The sequence below is a fragment of the Moraxella nasibovis genome (assembly GCF_029581575.1).
GTDB classification, from domain to species: domain Bacteria; phylum Pseudomonadota; class Gammaproteobacteria; order Pseudomonadales; family Moraxellaceae; genus Moraxella; species Moraxella nasibovis.
The window spans coordinates 2,048,471-2,066,401 of sequence record NZ_CP089975.1 but is presented as its reverse complement, the minus strand read 5'-3'; the positions used below and the strand labels follow the sequence as shown (position 1 = coordinate 2,066,401).

Sequence of the window (17,931 nt, the reverse complement as noted above, 5' to 3'; positions counted from 1 at the left end):
TTTATTTTTTCAATGTTTGCAAGGGTATCTCATGATTAGCACCATCGCAGGTCATCGTTTTTTAACCGATTTTCAGGCCAAAAAATTGGCAGCACAGCTTGAACAAAAAGTTGGGCTAAAAATTGAGTCGCTTGATAGCCAGCAAGTCTATGTGTTTGATAGCAGCATCAGTGCCGATGATCGCCAAAAAGCACTCAACTTGCTCAATCAAGGTGAAGAAATTGCCCTAAGACAAGCCGAAAACGGTCAGCTGCAAGTCGTGGTGTCGCCACGCTTTGGTACGATCAGCCCGTGGTCATCAAAAGCAACCGACATCTTTAAAAACTGCGGTGTGGGCATTCATCGTGTTGAGCGTGTGGTGGTGTTTACCTTGACTGGCGATAATTTACCAGCCAAACTGCCAGCAGTTGCCGAAAATATCCTACACGACCGCATGACCCAAAGTCTAAGCTATGATTTAGAAGAAGTGGGAGCGTTGTTTGTCGATGGCGAACCTGCCCATCTAAGCTCGGTGGACATCATCGGTCGTGGCAAAGCGGCACTTGAAGAGGCAAATGCTGAGTATGGTTTTGCTCTATCTGCCCAAGACATCGACTATCTGGTCGAAAACTTCACCAAGCTGGGTCGCAATCCGACGGATGTCGAGCTGATGATGTTTGCCCAAGCCAACTCAGAGCATTGCCGTCACAAAATCTTTAATGCCGAATGGACAATCGATGGCGAAGTGCAGCCAAAATCGCTGTTTAAGATGATTCGCAACACACACGAAAAAAATTCTGACGGCATTTTGTCAGCCTATAAAGACAATGCGGCGGTGATGGAAGGTTTTGTTGCCGAGCGTTTTTATCCAACCAAAAATGAGGCAGGCGAGGCACAGTACGGCTTTCACAATGAGCAAATCGACATTTTGATGAAAGTCGAAACGCACAACCACCCAACCGCCATTGCACCATTTGCAGGGGCGGCGACAGGTGCTGGTGGCGAGATTCGTGATGAGGGTGCGACAGGTCGTGGCGGTAAGCCAAAAGCAGGCTTGACGGGTTTTAGCGTGTCGCATCTACATCTGCCAAATATGCCAGAAAAATGGGAACAATCAGGCAAAGTATCGGCATTTGAATACGGCAAGCCAGAACGCATGGCATCGGCATTGGACATCATGATTGAAGGTCCTTTGGGCGGTGCGGCATTTGCCAATGAGTTTGGTCGTCCAAATCTAAACGGCTATTTCCGTACATTCCAACTAGACACTTCGACCGAGCAAGACGGCAGCCAAATGCGTGGCTATCATAAGCCGATTATGATTGCAGGTGGTTATGGTAACATCAAGCGTAACTTGGTACAAAAAAATGCCATCAAAGCAGGCGATTTATTGATCGTGCTTGGTGGTCCTGCGATGCAAATCGGCTTGGGCGGTGGTGCAGCCAGTTCGGTAGACAGTGGCGAGCTTGATGAAGGTCTAGATTTTGCATCAGTACAACGAGACAATGCTGAGATGGAACGCCGCTGCCAAGAAGTGATTGACACCTGTTGGGCGATGGCACAAGATGGCAACGATCAAAACCCAATCATCTCAATCCACGATGTCGGTGCAGGCGGTCTGTCAAATGCAATGCCAGAGCTGGTCGATGATCATGAATTGGGTGCGCACCTAAACTTGCGTAAAGTGCCATCGTTAGAAGCGGGCATGAGTCCGATGGCAATCTGGTCAAACGAAGCTCAAGAACGCTATGTGCTTGCGATTGCACCTGAAAGCGAAAAATTGTTTGATGAAATCTGCGCGCGTGAGCGTTGCCCGTATGCGGTACTAGGCGTAGCGACTGCGGTGCGTGAGCTAAAAGTCGATGACAGCCTACTGCCAGAACAGCCTGTGGATATGCCAATGCAAGTCTTGCTTGGTGGCACGCCAAAAATGAAACGCAGCTTTACCCGTACGGCTAATGCACTGCATCCGCTTGATGTGTCAGGCGTGGATTTGGCAACGAGCATCAAAGATGTGTTAAGACACCCAACGGTGGCAAGCAAGTCATTCCTAATCAGCATTGGCGACCGCTCAATCACAGGTATGGTAACCCAAGATCAATATGTTGGTCGCTATCAAGTACCTGTGGCGGATTGTGCAGTTACCAGTTCAAGCCTGACTGCCAGCACAGGTGAGGCGATGGCAATGGGCGAACGCACCCCTGTGGCACTGATTAGCCCACAAGCGTCAGCACGCCTAGCGGTGGGTGAGGCAGTGACCAACATCGCATCAGCTCGCATTGCCAAAATCAGCGACATCACGCTATCGGCAAACTGGATGGCGGCGTGCGGTGACGAAAAAGAAGACGCAGCCTTATTTGATGCGGTCTATGCGGTGGGCGAAGAGCTGTGTCCTGCACTTGGCATTACCATTCCTGTGGGCAAAGACAGCTTGTCAATGAAAGCAGGCTGGCAGGATAACGGTGCGGATAAGTCTGTCAGCTCGCCAATGAGCCTAATCATCACCGCCTTTGCCCCAGTACAAGAAGTGGCGACGACGCTAACACCTGCTTTGGTCAATGAAGATTCGGCATTGTATCGCTTGGATTTGTCAAAGGGCAAATTGCGTTTGGGCGGTTCGATTTTTGCTCAGACTCTAAGTCAGCTTGGCGATGACTGCCCAGACCTTGACCAAGCCCAAGATTTGGCAAATTTCTTTGCCTTTATCCAAGAGGCCGCCAAAGATGGCTTGATTAAGGCATATCACGACATTGGCGATGGTGGTTTGATTGCTGCTGTTGCCGAGATGCAGTTTGCCAGCCGTCAAGCCATCAGCCTAAGCCTAAGCGATGATAATCTTTTGGGTCAGCTGTTTGCCGAAGAATTGGGTGCGGTGGTACAAGTATTGCCAGAAGATGCCGAAAACTTGGTGGCACTTGCCAAGTCGCACGGCGTTGATGGTATGTTAAGCCTAATCGCTCAAGTCAAGCAAACCCCAGCAGGTGGTGCAAATGAGGACATTCTAAGCATTGTTACGCCAAGCGTCAATCTGTCATTTGCTCGTAGCGAACTGCAACAAGAATGGACAAAAGTCAGCCACGCCATCGCTTCAATGCGTGATAATCCAGAGTGTGCTGACCAAGAATTTGCCCTAATCAGCGATGTCAATCATCACGGTCTGATTGCACAGGCAAATTATGACCTAGATTTGGCGGTTGAAGCTCCGTATGTCAATAGCCGTACCAGCTTGCCAAAAGTCGCCATCTTGCGTGAGCAGGGCGTAAACGGTCATTTAGAAATGGCGGCAGGCTTTGTGCGTGCGGGCTTTGATGCCATCGATGTGCATATGAGCGACTTGATGAGTGGTCGTATCAATTTGCGTGATTTTGAAGGCTTGGTGGCGTGCGGCGGCTTTAGCTATGGCGATGTGCTGGGTGCTGGCTCTGGCTGGGCAAATTCGGTGCTATTCCATGACGAACTTCGTATGCAGTTTGCACGCTTTTTCCATCGTCCAGAGACCTTTGCACTTGGCGTGTGTAACGGCTGTCAGATGATGAGCCAGCTTAAAGACTTGATGATTGGGGCGGAGCATTTCCCACGCTTTATCGCCAACAAATCGGCTCGTTTTGAAGCTCGTACGGTTAATGTCCGTGTAGAACGCACCAAATCTGTGCTACTAAAAGGCATGCAAGACAGCATTTTGCCAGTGGCGATTGCACACGGTGAAGGCTATGCCAATTTGTCGGATAAGGCTCGCACCGAGCTTGAAAACAGCGGACAAATCGCCCTTCGTTATGTAGACAGTCAAGGCAACCCAACCGAACATTATCCGCTAAACCCGAACGGCTCGCCACAAGGCGTAACGGGCATTTGTAGCAATGACGGTCGTGTTACTTTGATGATGCCACACCCAGAGCGTACTTTGCGTGCGGTCAATCACTCGTGGAAGCCTGACGAGTGGGCAAATGACGGTGCGTGGATGCGTCTGTTCCGTAACGCACGAGCGTTCTTGCGTTAATCATCTAAAAACAAAAAAAGATCGGCATTTTGTCGGTCTTTTTTGTTGATGTGGAAAGAGGGTTTGATTTTTTGTCATTATTTTGTATAATGGCTCGGCTTATCTTGCGCCTGCCTTTGGTGATGTTTGGCGCTTGGGTCATGAAAGGTTTTGGTAATGACAAGAAGTCATTTCATTGCTTGATTCGTGATTTCATTTGATAATAAAGGTTTTTTTAGATAAAAATGGCATGAGGAAGGTGTCAAAGCCTTGCTTATGCCATTTTTTTTGGAGTGTTTATGGAAATTGTGTTAAATGGTTATTATACGCTGATTTTGGCGACCATCGTGCTGCTTTTGGGCAAGCTGCTTGTCAAGAAAATCAAGTTTTTGGAGAATTTTAACATTCCTGAGCCTGTGGCGGGCGGTCTGGTGGCAGCGGCGATTGTCTATGCGTTGTATGCTTTTTTTGGCTATACTTTTACTTTCCAAAGAGAGTTACAAACGGCTTTCATGTTGATGTTCTTTGCATCCATCGGTCTGTCGGCAGATTTTACCCGTTTAAAGGCAGGTGGTGCGCCGCTTTTGATGCTGTCGGTGCTAGTGTCTATTTTTATCGTCATTCAAAACGCTGTCGGCGTTGGTTCGGCGATGGCACTGGGGCTTGATCCGATGCTGGGTCTGGTGGCAGGCTCGATCTCATTGACGGGCGGTCATGGCACGGCAGGCGCATGGGGCGAGACCTTAGAGCAGACTTATGGCGTGGCAGCGGCGACAACTTTGGGCGTGGCGTGTGCAACCTATGGCTTGGTGGCAGGTGGCGTGATCGGCGGTCCTGTGGCGCAGCGTCTGATTAAAAAATTGGGTCTAAAACCAAGAGAGCTTGAACAGGCAAGTTCGCTGTCAGAGGTTAAATCGCTTGATGGTGAGCCAAATACCACGAGCAAAGATTATGCTGCTGAGGAGATTTTTGAGAAAGCTAATAGCAATCGCTTGATCACGGCGACATCAGCCATTGAGACTTTGGCGCTGTTTGCAGCGTGTTTGGCATTTGCCGACATCATGACAGGCATCGCTAAGGACACTTGGTTTGAGCTGCCGACCTTTGTGTGGGCGCTGTTTGGTGGTGTGGTGATTCGCAATGTCTTGACCACTGTTTTCAACTTTGACATGTTTGACCGTGCCATCGATGTCTTTGGTAATGCGGCACTGTCATTATTCCTAGCGATGGCACTGCTGTCATTAAAGCTGTGGGAGCTGGCGGGTCTTGGCTTGCCGATTTTGGTGATTTTGATCATTCAGACCATCGTCATGGTGCTGTATGCATCTTTTGTGACTTTTAACATCATGGGTCGTGATTATGATTCGGCAGTGCTTGCGGCAGGTCACTGCGGCTTTGGTCTGGGTGCGACACCGACCGCCATCGCCAACATGCAGGCAATCACCGACCGCTATGTGCCATCGCACAAGGCATTCTTGATCGTGCCGATGGTGGGTGCGTTCTTTGTGGATATTGTCAATGCCATCGTGTTGCAGGCTTTCACAAAATTACCATTCATGTGATGGCATCTTGCCTAAAATCAGAAAACAAAATCAACAAAAAATCTCGCTACTTTGGCGGGATTTTTTGTTGTTATAGAGCCAAAATAATGATGGCTTGGCAGGCAAATTATGCTACAATTTGCCATATTTTAGATTGATGGACGGTGAGCGCATGAAAAAGTGGGCGATGTGTATGGCGGCGGCGCTTAGTATGAGCGCTCATGCCGATGGCGAAAATGAGACATACTTGATGGGCGAGGGCATGCCGCCAGTGGTGCGTGATGAGACGCAAAGCACTTGGCTGGATGTCCGCCGTTATGATGCCAAGGACTATTTGAATAAAGCGGCGCATAAGATGGACGGCTGGTTTGGTACGACCGACCCAAGCGACCCTGCTCGTGCAAGCTTGCGTGTGATGGTGGATACGCACTGGAATGAGTACGATGGCACGACCGTCAAGCCTCGTGTGCGTGGCAAATTAAAGCTGCCCACCCTTGAAAACCGCCTAAGCCTTGTCTTTGGTGATGAGGATTTGGACATCGAAGGTCAAGGCGGTGTCAATAACGACGAGCGTATCGTCCAGCGCACGGAGCGTCGATTTGACAGGCGACAAAGCCGTGATGAAAACTCATCTTTTGGCCTAAGATGGTCGCAGTTTCGAGAAAGAACAGGTATCAACACCGATGTCGATCTGGGTGTGCGCTCTGATGATGTCTTTGTGCGAGTGCGTGCCGACAAAGAATGGCAGCTTGACCACGACATCAAGGCACGCTTTGACCAGATGTATCGCTACGGCTCAAAGAGTGAGCATTCGGCGGTCTCCACGCTAGAATTTAGCCAGCCACAGTCTGCCACTCGTGCGCTCATCAACCGCACCCATCTTGCCTATGCGCATAAGCACACCGAGGATCTCAACTGGGGCAACAGCTTTTATCAGCAGCATTACTGGCAAGGCAAGCATGGCACTCGTGAGTTTGGTTATGGCTTGTATGCAGGCGGCAACATAGAGGACAAAAGAGTCAATCTCAATGTCTATGGTCCTTATGTCAGCTACCGTCAGCCGGTGTGGCGTGAGTGGCTGTTTGTGCAGGGCGATGTGAGTTATTATAATGACAAAACCCAAGACCGAGATCATCATGTGGGTGCGTTTGGGCGTGTGGAAGTGCTGTTTTAACTTTGTTTGGCACATCAAGCATAAAACGGCAATACTACTTGCCGTTTTTTTTATGGGTCATGGTCAAGACTTTATCATGCCTTTGTGTCCAAATCCTCAGTATCAAATATCAAGCTAAACCCCAAGCTAAATCCCAAGCATTTTGGTGATGATGCTATAATGATCTTCAAACATCTTAGTGCCATCAAGCTCGCCCAGCGGCAGCCAAAAGGCACGATTGGCATCATCGCCGCCTGTCACCTTGGGTAGGGCATTGCCATCAAGCTCAAAATGATGCACCTTTGTCACAGTGCGACCTCGTGGCGAGCGATCAGGCGCATCAAACATCTGACTTGTTTTTAAAAATTTCTTATCAATGTCAAGTCCTGTTTCTTCACGCAGCTCACGCAAAGCGCATTGCAATAAACTTTCATCTTGATCCAAAAATCCGCCAGGAAGCGCCCAAAGTCCACGCCCATAGTCGCCGCCACGCTCGATAAGTAGCACATGACCTGACTGCACAACAAGCGCATCAGCGGTGCTAAATACAGGGGGGTAAGGCGCACTTTTCCAGTCATCTTTGAACGATTGAATGTGTTTGTATTCATTGACGAGGCGGTCATAGTCGTCAGAATTTTTAAAATTTGCCAAAAAATCTTGCGATGATTTAGGCATGTTGTCGTCAATCTCGCCTTGTGCGAAATATTTCTTTCTAAGTGGCGTGGCGGATAGATTTTCAAAACTTGGCAATTCAATCGCTCCCCAGTTGGGAAACAGCGACAGATAATAGGAGCTGTCGTCTTTGGTGTGTCCAATGATGCCGATGCGGGCGTCTTCTTCTACCGAATGCGTGATGTTGTGCTGGATATTTTGTAGCCATTTGTGGTCGTTGTATAGCGTGTCATCGAGCGGCTGACACCAAATTCTGCCATCGTATTCATCGCCAAAGGCATTTAGAATCATCTTGGCACGCTCATCGAAAGTGAAGGGATTTTTGGTGGTGCGAGCGCTATTTGCCGAGCCGATGAGCATGATGACACGCTTGGCGCGCGTTAAGGCTTGTTTGACGACAAATTCATGCCCATGATGAAAGGGCTGAAAGCGTCCAATAAATACTAAATAATCAAATTCGTAAGTCATGACGATGTTCCTTGCATAAAATAAATCACAAAAAGTTTAGCAAATCATCTTGATAAAATCACGCCTTGTTACCATATACATACGAATCGATTGACCAAATTGGTCTAAAATCATCACAAAACCATCTTTTTCACTCAAAAACATTTCAAAAGAGAACAATCATGAGCGATACCGCCGACAACACCCCACTGAGCAGTAATATCATCATCACGCCATCCGCCCAAGCTTATCTGGCAGAGCTGCTTGCCAAGCAAGAGGTTGAGGGTATTGGCGTGCGTATTTTTGTGGAATATCCGGGTACGCCACGAGCCGAGTGCTGCATGAGCTATTGTCAGCCTGATGAGGTGGACGAAAGCGACTTGCAGATCGCTTTTGAGGCATTCACGGCGCACATTGACGCACCGAGCATTCCTTATCTGCATGATGCGGTGATCGATTATAATAAAGATCGTTTTGGCGGACAGCTGACTTTCCGTGCGCCAAATTCCAAAGTACCGCAAGTGGGCGAGGATGCCAGCGTCGAAGAGCGCATCAATTATGTCTTGCAATCAGAAATCAACCCAAATCTTGCCAGTCACGGCGGCATGGTGGAGCTGGTCGATCTGATCGAAGATGAGGCAGGGCTGACAGCGGTGCTAAAATTTGGCGGCGGCTGCCAAGGCTGCTCAGCGGTAGATGTCACCTTGCGTCAGGGCGTGGAAGTGCAGCTAAAACAAGCCATTCCAGAGCTCATGCAGGTGGTCGATGAGACCGACCACAGCCAAACGCAAAATGCGTATTATAAGTAAATTTTGCGTTTAGGGGTGCTCTACCATCTGCAAATAACGCCGATGTAGCACATCAAGCTGGGCGTACAGTTCATCAAGCGTTCCGCCATTATCCACGACATCGTCAGCGATGACAAGTCGGGCTTGGCGTGACGCTTGTTTTTGTATGATGGCGTGAATGTAGGCGGCAGGGTCGTCTTGTGTGCTTAGCTTGGCGGCGTCTCGTGCCAAAGCTCGCTGTAATTGCAGGTCTTGGGGTACATCGACCACCAAGATGCGATCACAAAGCGTGGCAAGGCTTGTTGGCTTGTCCATGCCTTCGACAAGCAGCGGCACCGATAAGATGCGATAGGCGCTCGTGCTAGAAGACAGCTCATTTTTGATGCGTGCTTGTATGTGTGGATGGGTGATGGCGTTGAGCGTGTGGATGGCGTCGGGGTTGTCAAGGATGTGCTTACGCATGGCGCTGCGATTGTATTCGCCGACCTGCTCGCCACCTTGGATGACAACCCATTCACCAAAAGATTGGACCAATTCGTCCAAAACAGCGCTGCCCTTAGCCGTGATGGCGTGTGCGATGACATCAGCGTCAATGACATCGATGCCTTGTCTGGCAAACCAGTCGCTCACGGCGCTCTTGCCGCTGCCAATGCCGCCTGTTAAGCCGATGGTTAATGTGTGCATGTATTGTCCTTCAAATCAAAACTTAAATCTTGTCTAATAAATATTGTCTAAATTGCAAAATCGATGATACCAATCTTAAAATCAAGCCATCATTTATGCCATCAAAAGCCGCTTAAATACCAACGCCACAGCGCCTCGCCCCAAAGTAGCGCTGCCACACCGCCCACCGCCAAATAAGGACCGAAAGCGAAAGCTTGTCGTTTTTTTCCCAAAGCTGCGCCAATCAGCACGCCCAACAACGCCCCGATAAACACCACCAAAGGCAGCGCCCAAGCCCCAAGCCAAGCCCCAAGCACCGCCAAGAGCTTGGCATCTCCCAGTCCCATGCCGTCTTTTTTTGTGATGAGTTTGAAAATGGCATTGATAAGCCAAAACGACACAAAGCCCAATACCAGCCCCCAGATGGCAAGGCTTGGCGTGGTAAAAACGCCATAAAGATTGGCAATCAGCCCAACAATACCACAAGGCACAAGCAGGCGGTCGGGCAGCAGCTGCACTTTCAAATCAATCAATGACAGCGCCAACAAAAACCACACCAAGACCACCGCAAAAGCCGCCTGAACACCCATCCCAAAATGATGCGCCATGAGCATAGAAAGCAGGGCGCACAAAAGCTCGGTGGCAGGATATGTCAGGCTAATGGATGCACGGCAAAACGCACAACGACCCAAAAGACACGCATGGCTTATCAGGGGGATATTTTGCCACCACGAAATGGTCTGCTGACAGTGCGGGCAGTGCGAGCGTGGGTAAGACAGGCTAAGCTTGGGGTCAGACTGATAATGCTTGATGATCTCATGCTTGGTGGCGGTACTGATGGCATGGTCTTCGGCGATGAATTGGCTGATCTCATGACGCCACTCATCCATCATGATGCGTGGCGTGCGATGGGCGACGACATTGATAAAGCTGCCTATCATCAGCCCAAGTACGCCCATCATCAGCACAAACAGTCCATGCTGCTTGATAAAAAATGGCTCGATGGCAATAAGAAGTGGTGTCAAATCCATCATGGCACATTCGTCCCAATTTCAAAAATCGGCAGATACATCGCCAGCACCACGCCACCGACGATCACGCCCAGCACCACGATGATGGCAGGCTCGATGAGACTGGTCAGGCTGTCGATCTGCTCACGCACTTCACCGTCATAAAAATCTGCCACTTTATCAAGCATGGCGATCAGCTGCCCAGACTCTTCGCCCACCGCAATCATCTGCACCGTCATCGGCAAAAACAGCGTGCTTTGCGACATGGCTTGGCTGAGCTTTTGACCATCACGGACTTTATTGCCCACGCCTTGTAGTTCTTTGATGAAAGCGTGATGATTGGTGGCTTGTGCGGACAGCTCAATGGCACTTAAAAGCTCAACGCCAGCGCCTGCGGTCGTGGCAAGGGTGCGGCTAAACCGAGCCGATGCGCTTTTTTTGGTTAATTGGCTGATGAGCGGTAGTTTTAGGCTGATTTTGTCAATGAAATGCTTGATTTTATTGGTTTTTAGATGCAAATACAAAATAAAGGCAGCCGCGCCAGTCACCATCAAGCTCATTATCCAAAAATGCGCCACCAGCATTTCTGAGAGCGCCATGATGATGCGGGTGGGTACGGGTAGCTCAGAGCCCAAGTCGGCGAAAGTCTTGGCAAAAATCGGCACGACTTTCACCAGTAAGATGGTCGTGACGACGATGGCGACGATGAGCACAGCGATGGGGTAGAGTGCGGCTTTTTTGAGTTTGTTTTTGAGTGATTCTAGGCTTTCTTGGTGATGGGCGATGCGTTCGAGCATGACATCAAGCGACCCTGAGCGTTCGCCTGCGTCGATGAGTGCCACAGACAGGCGGCTAAATGCGGTGTGCTTTGCGATGGCTTTGGAGAAATTTGAGCCAGATTCGATGTCGGTTTTGATGGTGCTGATGATGGTTTTTAGGGCGGTGTTTTTGCTGTTTTGTTCTGCGATGCCAAGCGCTTGGGTTAGGGGCAGTCCTGCTGAAAGCATGGTGGCAAGCTGACGAAAAAACAGCGTGATGTCGATGGATTTGATTGCATTAACCCAAGGAATTTGGGCGCGTTTTTTGTAAATGGTGGTGGCGTTGATGCCTTGTTTGTGCAGCTTGATGCGTGCCATCTGAACGCTCAGTGCGTCGATTTCTCCTGCCACTTTTTTGCCACGCAATGAGACGCCTTTATATAAGAAGGTCTTTTCGGTGGGCTTGGCTACTTTGGCGGTTCTTGGGCGCAAGGGCTTAGTCATGCGTTAAGCGCTCCATCTCTTGAATGCTGATGATTCCTTGTGCGACGATGGCTTTTGCAGAATCTCTAAGCGTCCAAAAGCCATTTTCCTTGGCGTGTGCCAACAGCTTTTGTGTCGGTGCGTCTGCCATGATGAGTGTGGCAAGCTCGGCGGTGATGGGCAGCATTTCATAAATGCCAATGCGCCCTTTGTAGCCGTCTTTGCAGGCGTGGCAGCCGACGGGCTCAAAGAAGGTCGCTTGTGCAATGTCTTGGGGGCTAAATCCCAGCTCGATGAGACTTTGGGTGGGGATTTGTACAGGGCGCTTGCATTTATCACACAGACGGCGTGCCAGACGCTGGGCGATGATGAGCGTGACCGAGCTTGCGATGTTAAAAGTTGCCACGCCCATGTTTTTTAGGCGAATGAGCGTATCGATGGCAGCATTGGTGTGCAAAGTCGATAGTACCAAATGCCCTGTTTGAGCCGCCTTGATGGCAATCTGTGCTGTCTCGATGTCCCTGATCTCGCCCACCATGATCACATCAGGGTCTTGACGCAAAAATGCCCGCAAAACATCAGCAAAATCCAGCCCGATTTTTGGGTGGATATTGACCTGATTGACACCATCAAGCTGAATCTCCACAGGATCTTCGACCGTCTGGATGTTGATGTCCGCCTTATTTAAAATGCCAAGCCCTGTATAAAGCGACACCGTTTTGCCCGAGCCTGTCGGACCTGTGATGAGTATCATGCCTTGCGGCTTGGCAAGGGCGTTTAAAAATAGGCTTTTTTGAGCGTGGTTCATGCCAAGCGAATCGATGCCGATGAGCGCTTGGGCGGAGTCAAGCAGGCGCAGGACGATTTTTTCGCCATGGAGCGTGGGGGCGGTGCTGACACGAAAGTCCACCGCTTTTTGGCTGTTTTTGTGTGGCAAAAATTTAATGCGTCCATCTTGGGGTTTTCGGCGTTCGGCGATGTCAAGCCGTGCCATCACTTTTAAGCGAGTGCTGATTTTGTTGCCAGAAGTTTTGGGCGGTTTGGCGATGGTTTGCATCATGCCATCAATGCGAAAACGCACCCGATAATACTGCTCAAACGGCTCAAAATGAATGTCAGACGCCCCTTGATGAATGGCGTCAAAGAGAATTTTTTGGACAAACTTCACCGTCGGTGCGTCCAGCGTGTCGTCAGCATTGTCGATGGCTGGCAGTTCGTCATCGTCAAAACCATCGTCAAAACTGTGCGCTGAGCTGATGTTGAGCTTTTGCATGGCGGCGGACAGCTTGGCTTCATCGACCAGCACGGCTGTGGCGTGTTGCCCTGTGACAAAGGCGATCTCAGCGAGCATCTGCGTGCGTGTGGGGTCGCTGGTGGCGACAAAAACTTGCCCCTCTTTTTGTGCCAAAATCAGTACTTCCAGCCGAGACAGCACGGCGGCATCCACGCTTTTTGGCAGCTCAGAAAGAGAGATTTTGTCCAGATCCACCAGTTTTTCGCCAAGCGTCTGCGCCAAAGTCTGGGCGATCACGGTTGATGGCAGATGATCGCCTTGCACCAAATATCGTGCAAGACTCAGCTGAGCCTGCGCTGCGTGAGTTTCATGAGCGCTCAGCTCGTCTTGGGTCATCAGGTTTTTTTCGAGCAAAAATCGCCCAAGATTGCTTGTCAATGACGCATTCATAGCCGCATTTTTCACAAAAATTATCCGTCATCATACTATAATTTTGCGCCAATTTCACGAGCGTTTGCCAAGGATTTTTTGGAAAAATCAGAAAAATTAAGAAAATTGACAAAAAATCGACAACATTATTCAAAATCTGCCAAAAAATGCGTTATAATGATGCGTTTAAATTCATGATGAGTGTGGCAAAACACAGCCAAGTGAACGACAGGTGAATACAAGGGGCGGATTCATGACAAAATATGTCATCGGTAATTGGAAATTAAACCCAGCGACTTTGACCGAAGCGACCACGCTTGCTCATGCCATCAAAAAAATGGCGGATAATGCAGGCTGTCATGTTGGTTGCACGCCAAGTTTTGTGCATTTGGCGGCAGTGAGCGAGATTTTGTCAGGCTCAAAAGCGTGGGCAGGCGTGCAAGATGTTTGTGCGTTTGGGGCGACTGGTGCTTTTACAGGTGATGTGTCGGCGGCTCAGGCGACGGATTTGGGCGCAAAATTTGCCATCATCGGACATTCAGAGCGCCGTCAGTATCATGGCGAAGACAATGCTTTGCTTGCCAAAAAAATCAGCCAAACCATCGAGCATGGACTTGTGGTTGTGCTTTGCATTGGCGAGACCAAAGACGAATACGAACATGGCAAAACGCTTGCGGTGCTTGACACGCAGCTTGCGGTGCTAGACGGCTTGGGCGTGCCACAAGAAAAACTGCTCATTGCTTATGAGCCTGTCTGGGCGATTGGCACAGGGCTTACCCCGACCGTCTTTGAAGTGGCAAACACCCACCGCCATATCAAGGCAGCCCTTGCCAATAAAGAGCTTGATGAGATTTGCGTGCTGTATGGTGGCAGTGTCAATGACAAAAACGCCGCCGAGTTTGCCAGCTGTGATGTGGTCGATGGTGCGTTGGTGGGCGGTGCGTCCTTGAAGGCGGAGAGTTTTTCGGTCATTGTACAGGCATTTGAAAAATCAGCCTAAGTCATTGATTTTAAATGATTTGATAACGATTTTGACGGTAATATTTCGGCAATTAGCCAAGAGAAAATTATGTTTACAGTATTATTAGCACTACACATCATCATCGCCATTGCGATGGTTGGCTTTATTTTATTGCAGCATGGCAAAGGCGCAGATGCTGGTGCGTCATTTGGCGCAGGGGCGGCAGGCACGGTATTTGGGGCGGCAGGCTCGGCAAACTTTATGACCCGTGCGACAGCGATTTTAGCGACCATATTTTTTGTGACGAGCATGGGCTTGGCGTGGTATGCACAAGAACAAGCAGAGGCACAGCGACGCCTTGACATTCCTGTGATTCAAAGTGCGCCTGCCACAAGCGCCACACAGCCGCAGACCACTGAGCCTGCCACTTCAACCAACCAATGATGAATCAATGATAAAAATCGCTTGATATTTTAAGATTTATCATTATAATAGGCGATGATTTGCGATCGTGGTGGAATTGGTAGACACGCCATCTTGAGGGGGTGGTGCTTCACGGCGTGAGGGTTCAAGTCCCTCCGATCGCACCAAATTTAAAATCTCCAAGTGTCGCACTTGGGGATTTTTTTATTCTTTAAATCTGCTGATACTTGTCATTGTGATTGGGTTGGTTTTGGCTACTGACATCTGGTCAAAAATTTGTGGTATTTTGAGTGCGTGATGGTTGCCATTGTTAAAAATTAGGAAGATAAAATGAATATTGCAGAACTTAAAGCGTGTTATCAGGCGGGTAAATCAACTCGCTCCGATGAGTTAAATCTGCGTTTGCACCGTGCGTTAAGTTGGCTTGAAAACGCCCAAAATACGCACGATGATTTGGATATGCAGTTTATTAGCTTGTGGATTGCGTTTAATGCCATTTATGCTCGCCGTTTGGGTGAAGAGAGTCCTGACCGTGCGATTTTTATTGAGTTTTTAACAAAAGTTTGTCAGTATGATAAAGACAAAGTGCTGTATGATTTGATTTGGCATAAATTCTCTGGCAATATTCGCACCATGCTAGACAACCGTTATGTCTTTGCGGCATTTTGGAAATATCAAGCAGGAATGATGACAGAGCGAGCATGGCAAGAGGATTTTGAGCAGTCCAATAAAAAAGCATTCAATGCACTGGCGGTGCAAGATACACATGGAGTGTTGATGGTGGTGTTTGACCGCTTGTATGTGCTTAGAAATCAGATTGTCCACGGCGGGGCGACTTATGGCAGTAGCATTAACCGAGCTCAACTTAAAGATGGCTGTCGGATTTTGACTGACATCATTCCTGTGATTGTGCAGATCGTCCTTAATAATAGTAATAAAGATTGGGGCAGACCGTTTTATCCTGTGGTGGATTGATACGATGACCAAGTATGATGATGCCAGATGGATATGAAACTTGCCATTTGGCTTGTCATGGTGGGCTGTCTGCGAAATTTTTTTTAAAACTTATTGACAATAAAAGAAATCATGCTATAATGGCACTCTAAATTGATGCGGGGTGGAGCAGTCTGGTAGCTCGTCGGGCTCATAACCCGAAGGTCGTTGGTTCAAATCCAGCCCCCGCTACCACTTTTTAAAATCCTTATTTTTTACCAAATGGTGTAATATAAGGTGTCTTATCTTTCCATGAAGTGATAAGGCTAGGCTGATTGATGACTGATAGCCCACCAAGATGCTTTGTGGGTTTTTTTGTATTTGTCATTTGCCGATTTTCATTATAAGGATAGTGTAAAACACATGAAACCATCGAGTAAAATCGCTGAATTAACCGAACTCATCACCCCCGCTGTCGAGGCGTGTGGCGTGGACTTGTGGGGCATTGAGTTCATGCCGCAAGGTCGCAAGTCTTTACTAAGAATTTATATCGAGGTGACTGCCGAGCAGCGTGCAGCAGGCGAGCACATCACCATCGATGACTGCTCTGCGGTCAATCACCAAGTCTCAGGCGTGCTGGATGTGCACGATCCCATCGCAGGCGAGTACATTTTAGAAGTGTCAAGCCCTGGCTTTGATCGTCCGTTATTTACGCCAGAGCAGGTGGCTTTGTTTGTCGGCGAGATTGTCAATTTGCGTCTGATTCATGCCATCGGCACTGGCGACATCAAACGCCGTAAAGTGGTCGGTCGCCTGACTGAGGTGGGCGAGACGAGCATGAAAGTCATCACCGAAGACAAGCTAGAATTTGACATTGAATTTAACAATGTGGATAAAGCCAATCTGATTTACGAAGATTGATGCGTTATTCTTAAGTCTTTAAAACCCCATTCAACCAATTAACCTAAAATTAACCCAAAGGATCGAAGATGAGCCGTGAGATTTTGACCGTTGTTGAGACGGTAAGTAACGAAAAAGGGCTAAATCCTGAAGATATTTTTGAAGCGATTGAACAGGCTTTGGTCGTTTCTACCAAGAAAAAAGTCTATACCGAACAGCCAGAAGTGGCGATTCGTGTGGCGATTGACCGCAAAACAGGCGATTATGACACTTATCGCTATTGGACGGTGGTCGCTGACGAAGATCACGAAATGCCAGCTTGCCAGCTTGCCATCAGTGATTTGGACGAAAATGAGTGGAAAATTGGTGACATCAAAGAAGAACAAATTGAGTCTATTGAATTTGGTCGTATCGCTGCCACCCAAGCCAAGCAAGTCATCATCCAAAAAATCCGTGAAGCAGAGCGTGCTTTGGTCGCTGATGCCTTTGAAGCTCGTGTGGGCGAGTTGATTACTGGTGAAGTGAAAAAACAAAGCCGTGATGGTTATGTGATTGATTTGGGCGATAATGCCGAAGGTTATCTTGCCAAAGATCAGGCTTTGCCCCGTGAAATGCTGCGCCCAAAATCACGAGTGACTGCACTACTTCATCAGGTCAATCGTGATGGTCGTGGCTCACAGTTGTTGCTGTCTCGCACGCACAAAGACATGCTCGTTGCTTTGATGACCAAAGAAGTGCCAGAGATCAGCGAAGGCATCATTGAGGTGCGTGATGTGGCTCGTCTGCCGGGTTTGCGTGCTAAGATTTCTGTTAAGACCAACGATCATCGCATTGACCCTGTGGGTGCGTGCATTGGTATGCGTGGCACTCGTATCCAAGCGGTACAACAAGAGCTGGACGGCGAGCGTGTGGATGTGGTGGTGTGGAGCGATGATCCTGCCCAGTACATCATCAGTGCCTTAGAGCCTGCCGATGTGACCAGTCTTGCGCTTGATGAGGACAATCGCACGGCGGACATCATTTTTGCCACCAATGATCAGCTTGCCCGTGCCATTGGCTCGCAAGGGCAAAATGTGCGCTTGGCGTCTGATTTGACAGGCTATAAGCTCAACATGATGCTAGAATCAGAGTACCTAGAACGCCAAGCGTCAGAATCAGAGGCGATCATCAATCTATTCTATGAGCGTCTGGAAGTGGACAGAGATCTGGCAGAAGCTTTGGCAGAAATTGGCTTTACGACCATCGAAGAAGTCGCTTATGTGCCAGTTGAGACTTTCCATGACATCGAAGGCTTGGACGATGAGTCGATCGCCACCATTCAAGAGCGAGCCAAAGAAGTCGTCATCGCTGACGAACTTGAAAAGCAAAAAAACATCAAACAGCCAAGCGATGAGCTGCTTGCTTTGGATGGCATGACGAGTGAGATTGCTTATAAGCTTGCCGAGCGTGATGTGATTACGCTTGACGACCTTGCTGAGCAGGCTGTCTTTGACATTGAAGACATCGAAGGCTTGACGGCAGAGCTTGCAGGTCAGCTCATCATGAGCGCCCGTCAGTCATGGTTTGAATGATCATGTGTGC

The 17,931-nt window shown here is 48.9% G+C and carries 14 protein-coding genes and 2 tRNA genes; 11 read left to right on the top strand and 5 right to left on the bottom strand.

Annotation, left to right across the window (positions count from 1 at the left end; all coding sequences use genetic code 11):
- Positions 1–31: 31 nt before the first annotated feature.
- From purL to LU290_RS09845, 3 genes are all read left to right on the top strand, one after another.
- On the top strand, positions 32–3,976 hold the full coding sequence (gene purL, locus LU290_RS09855; RefSeq protein WP_277808409.1) for a phosphoribosylformylglycinamidine synthase: 3,945 nt from the start codon (positions 32–34) through the stop codon (positions 3,974–3,976).
- Between the two features lie 278 nt (positions 3,977–4,254).
- Entirely contained in the window at positions 4,255–5,517 is a 1,263-nt protein-coding gene (gene gltS / locus LU290_RS09850; RefSeq protein ID WP_277808408.1) for a sodium/glutamate symporter, read from the top strand.
- A gap of 151 nt (positions 5,518–5,668) precedes the next feature.
- Positions 5,669–6,670 carry a hypothetical protein gene (locus LU290_RS09845; RefSeq protein ID WP_277808407.1) on the top strand — a complete coding sequence of 334 codons (1,002 nt, stop codon included), beginning with the start codon at positions 5,669–5,671 and terminating at the stop codon, positions 6,668–6,670.
- A gap of 126 nt (positions 6,671–6,796) precedes the next feature.
- Here the strand turns inward: LU290_RS09845 and LU290_RS09840 are convergent, their stop codons facing one another.
- Positions 6,797–7,789: a bifunctional nicotinamide-nucleotide adenylyltransferase/Nudix hydroxylase gene (locus tag LU290_RS09840; protein ID WP_277808406.1), complete on the bottom strand. Its 993-nt coding sequence runs from the start codon at positions 7,787–7,789 to the stop codon at positions 6,797–6,799.
- 161 nt (positions 7,790–7,950) lie between these two features.
- Between LU290_RS09840 and nfuA the strand changes: the two genes are divergently transcribed.
- Positions 7,951–8,577, top strand: a complete 627-nt coding sequence (gene nfuA, locus LU290_RS09835) for a Fe-S biogenesis protein NfuA (RefSeq protein ID WP_277808405.1) — start codon at positions 7,951–7,953, stop codon at positions 8,575–8,577.
- Positions 8,578–8,586: 9 nt separating this feature from the next.
- Here nfuA and coaE read toward each other — a convergent pair whose 3' ends face one another.
- The 4 genes from coaE to pilB all read right to left on the bottom strand — a co-directional run bounded on the left by coaE (position 8,587) and on the right by pilB (position 13,169).
- Positions 8,587–9,240, bottom strand: a complete 654-nt coding sequence (coaE, locus tag LU290_RS09830; RefSeq protein ID WP_277808404.1) for a dephospho-CoA kinase — start codon at positions 9,238–9,240, stop codon at positions 8,587–8,589.
- 101 nt (positions 9,241–9,341) lie between these two features.
- Positions 9,342–10,253, bottom strand: a complete 912-nt coding sequence (locus LU290_RS09825) for a prepilin peptidase (protein ID WP_277808403.1) — start codon at positions 10,251–10,253, stop codon at positions 9,342–9,344.
- Positions 10,250–11,491 carry a type II secretion system F family protein gene (locus LU290_RS09820; RefSeq protein ID WP_277808402.1) on the bottom strand — a complete coding sequence of 414 codons (1,242 nt, stop codon included), beginning with the start codon at positions 11,489–11,491 and terminating at the stop codon, positions 10,250–10,252. The genes LU290_RS09825 and LU290_RS09820 overlap by 4 nt, the downstream gene beginning before the upstream one ends.
- Positions 11,484–13,169, bottom strand: coding sequence for a type IV-A pilus assembly ATPase PilB (pilB, locus tag LU290_RS09815; RefSeq protein WP_441942088.1), 1,686 nt, complete (start codon positions 13,167–13,169; stop codon positions 11,484–11,486). The genes LU290_RS09820 and pilB overlap by 8 nt, the downstream gene beginning before the upstream one ends.
- Positions 13,170–13,386: 217 nt before the next feature.
- On the opposite strand from pilB, the gene tpiA reads away from it, so the two are divergent.
- From tpiA to nusA, 7 genes are all read left to right on the top strand, one after another.
- A complete protein-coding gene (tpiA, locus tag LU290_RS09810; protein WP_277808401.1) occupies positions 13,387–14,133 on the top strand; it encodes a triose-phosphate isomerase in 747 nt (248 codons plus the stop codon).
- 69 nt (positions 14,134–14,202) lie between these two features.
- Positions 14,203–14,538, top strand: a complete 336-nt coding sequence (gene secG, locus LU290_RS09805; protein ID WP_277808400.1) for a preprotein translocase subunit SecG — start codon at positions 14,203–14,205, stop codon at positions 14,536–14,538.
- Between the two features lie 61 nt (positions 14,539–14,599).
- Positions 14,600–14,684, top strand: a tRNA-Leu gene (locus tag LU290_RS09800).
- A gap of 163 nt (positions 14,685–14,847) precedes the next feature.
- Positions 14,848–15,492, top strand: coding sequence for a HEPN domain-containing protein (locus LU290_RS09795; RefSeq protein WP_277808399.1), 645 nt, complete (start codon positions 14,848–14,850; stop codon positions 15,490–15,492).
- Positions 15,493–15,628: 136 nt separating this feature from the next.
- A tRNA-Met gene (locus LU290_RS09790) sits at positions 15,629–15,705 on the top strand.
- 168 nt (positions 15,706–15,873) lie between these two features.
- The gene (gene rimP / locus LU290_RS09785; protein ID WP_277808398.1) at positions 15,874–16,371 is read left to right on the top strand and encodes a ribosome maturation factor RimP; all 498 of its coding nucleotides are present in this window, start codon (positions 15,874–15,876) and stop codon (positions 16,369–16,371) included.
- Positions 16,372–16,439: 68 nt separating this feature from the next.
- Positions 16,440–17,921, top strand: a complete 1,482-nt coding sequence (gene nusA / locus LU290_RS09780) for a transcription termination factor NusA (RefSeq protein ID WP_277808397.1) — start codon at positions 16,440–16,442, stop codon at positions 17,919–17,921.
- Positions 17,922–17,931: the final 10 nt, after the last annotated feature.

Bases quoted from the DNA above. Each gene is read 5' to 3' on its own strand.
- LU290_RS09820 (WP_277808402.1), bottom strand. From the start codon at position 11,491: ATGACTAAGCCCTTGCGCCCAAGAACCGCCAAAGTAGCCAAGCCCACC.
- LU290_RS09840 (WP_277808406.1), bottom strand. From the start codon at position 7,789: ATGACTTACGAATTTGATTATTTAGTATTTATTGGACGCTTTCAGCCC.
- purL (WP_277808409.1), top strand. From the start codon at position 32: ATGATTAGCACCATCGCAGGTCATCGTTTTTTAACCGATTTTCAGGCC.
- coaE (WP_277808404.1), bottom strand. From the start codon at position 9,240: ATGCACACATTAACCATCGGCTTAACAGGCGGCATTGGCAGCGGCAAG.
- nusA (WP_277808397.1), top strand. From the start codon at position 16,440: ATGAGCCGTGAGATTTTGACCGTTGTTGAGACGGTAAGTAACGAAAAA.
- LU290_RS09825 (WP_277808403.1), bottom strand. From the start codon at position 10,253: ATGATGGATTTGACACCACTTCTTATTGCCATCGAGCCATTTTTTATC.
- LU290_RS09845 (WP_277808407.1), top strand. From the start codon at position 5,669: ATGAAAAAGTGGGCGATGTGTATGGCGGCGGCGCTTAGTATGAGCGCT.
- rimP (WP_277808398.1), top strand. From the start codon at position 15,874: ATGAAACCATCGAGTAAAATCGCTGAATTAACCGAACTCATCACCCCC.
- LU290_RS09795 (WP_277808399.1), top strand. From the start codon at position 14,848: ATGAATATTGCAGAACTTAAAGCGTGTTATCAGGCGGGTAAATCAACT.
- gltS (WP_277808408.1), top strand. From the start codon at position 4,255: ATGGAAATTGTGTTAAATGGTTATTATACGCTGATTTTGGCGACCATC.
- secG (WP_277808400.1), top strand. From the start codon at position 14,203: ATGTTTACAGTATTATTAGCACTACACATCATCATCGCCATTGCGATG.
- tpiA (WP_277808401.1), top strand. From the start codon at position 13,387: ATGACAAAATATGTCATCGGTAATTGGAAATTAAACCCAGCGACTTTG.
- nfuA (WP_277808405.1), top strand. From the start codon at position 7,951: ATGAGCGATACCGCCGACAACACCCCACTGAGCAGTAATATCATCATC.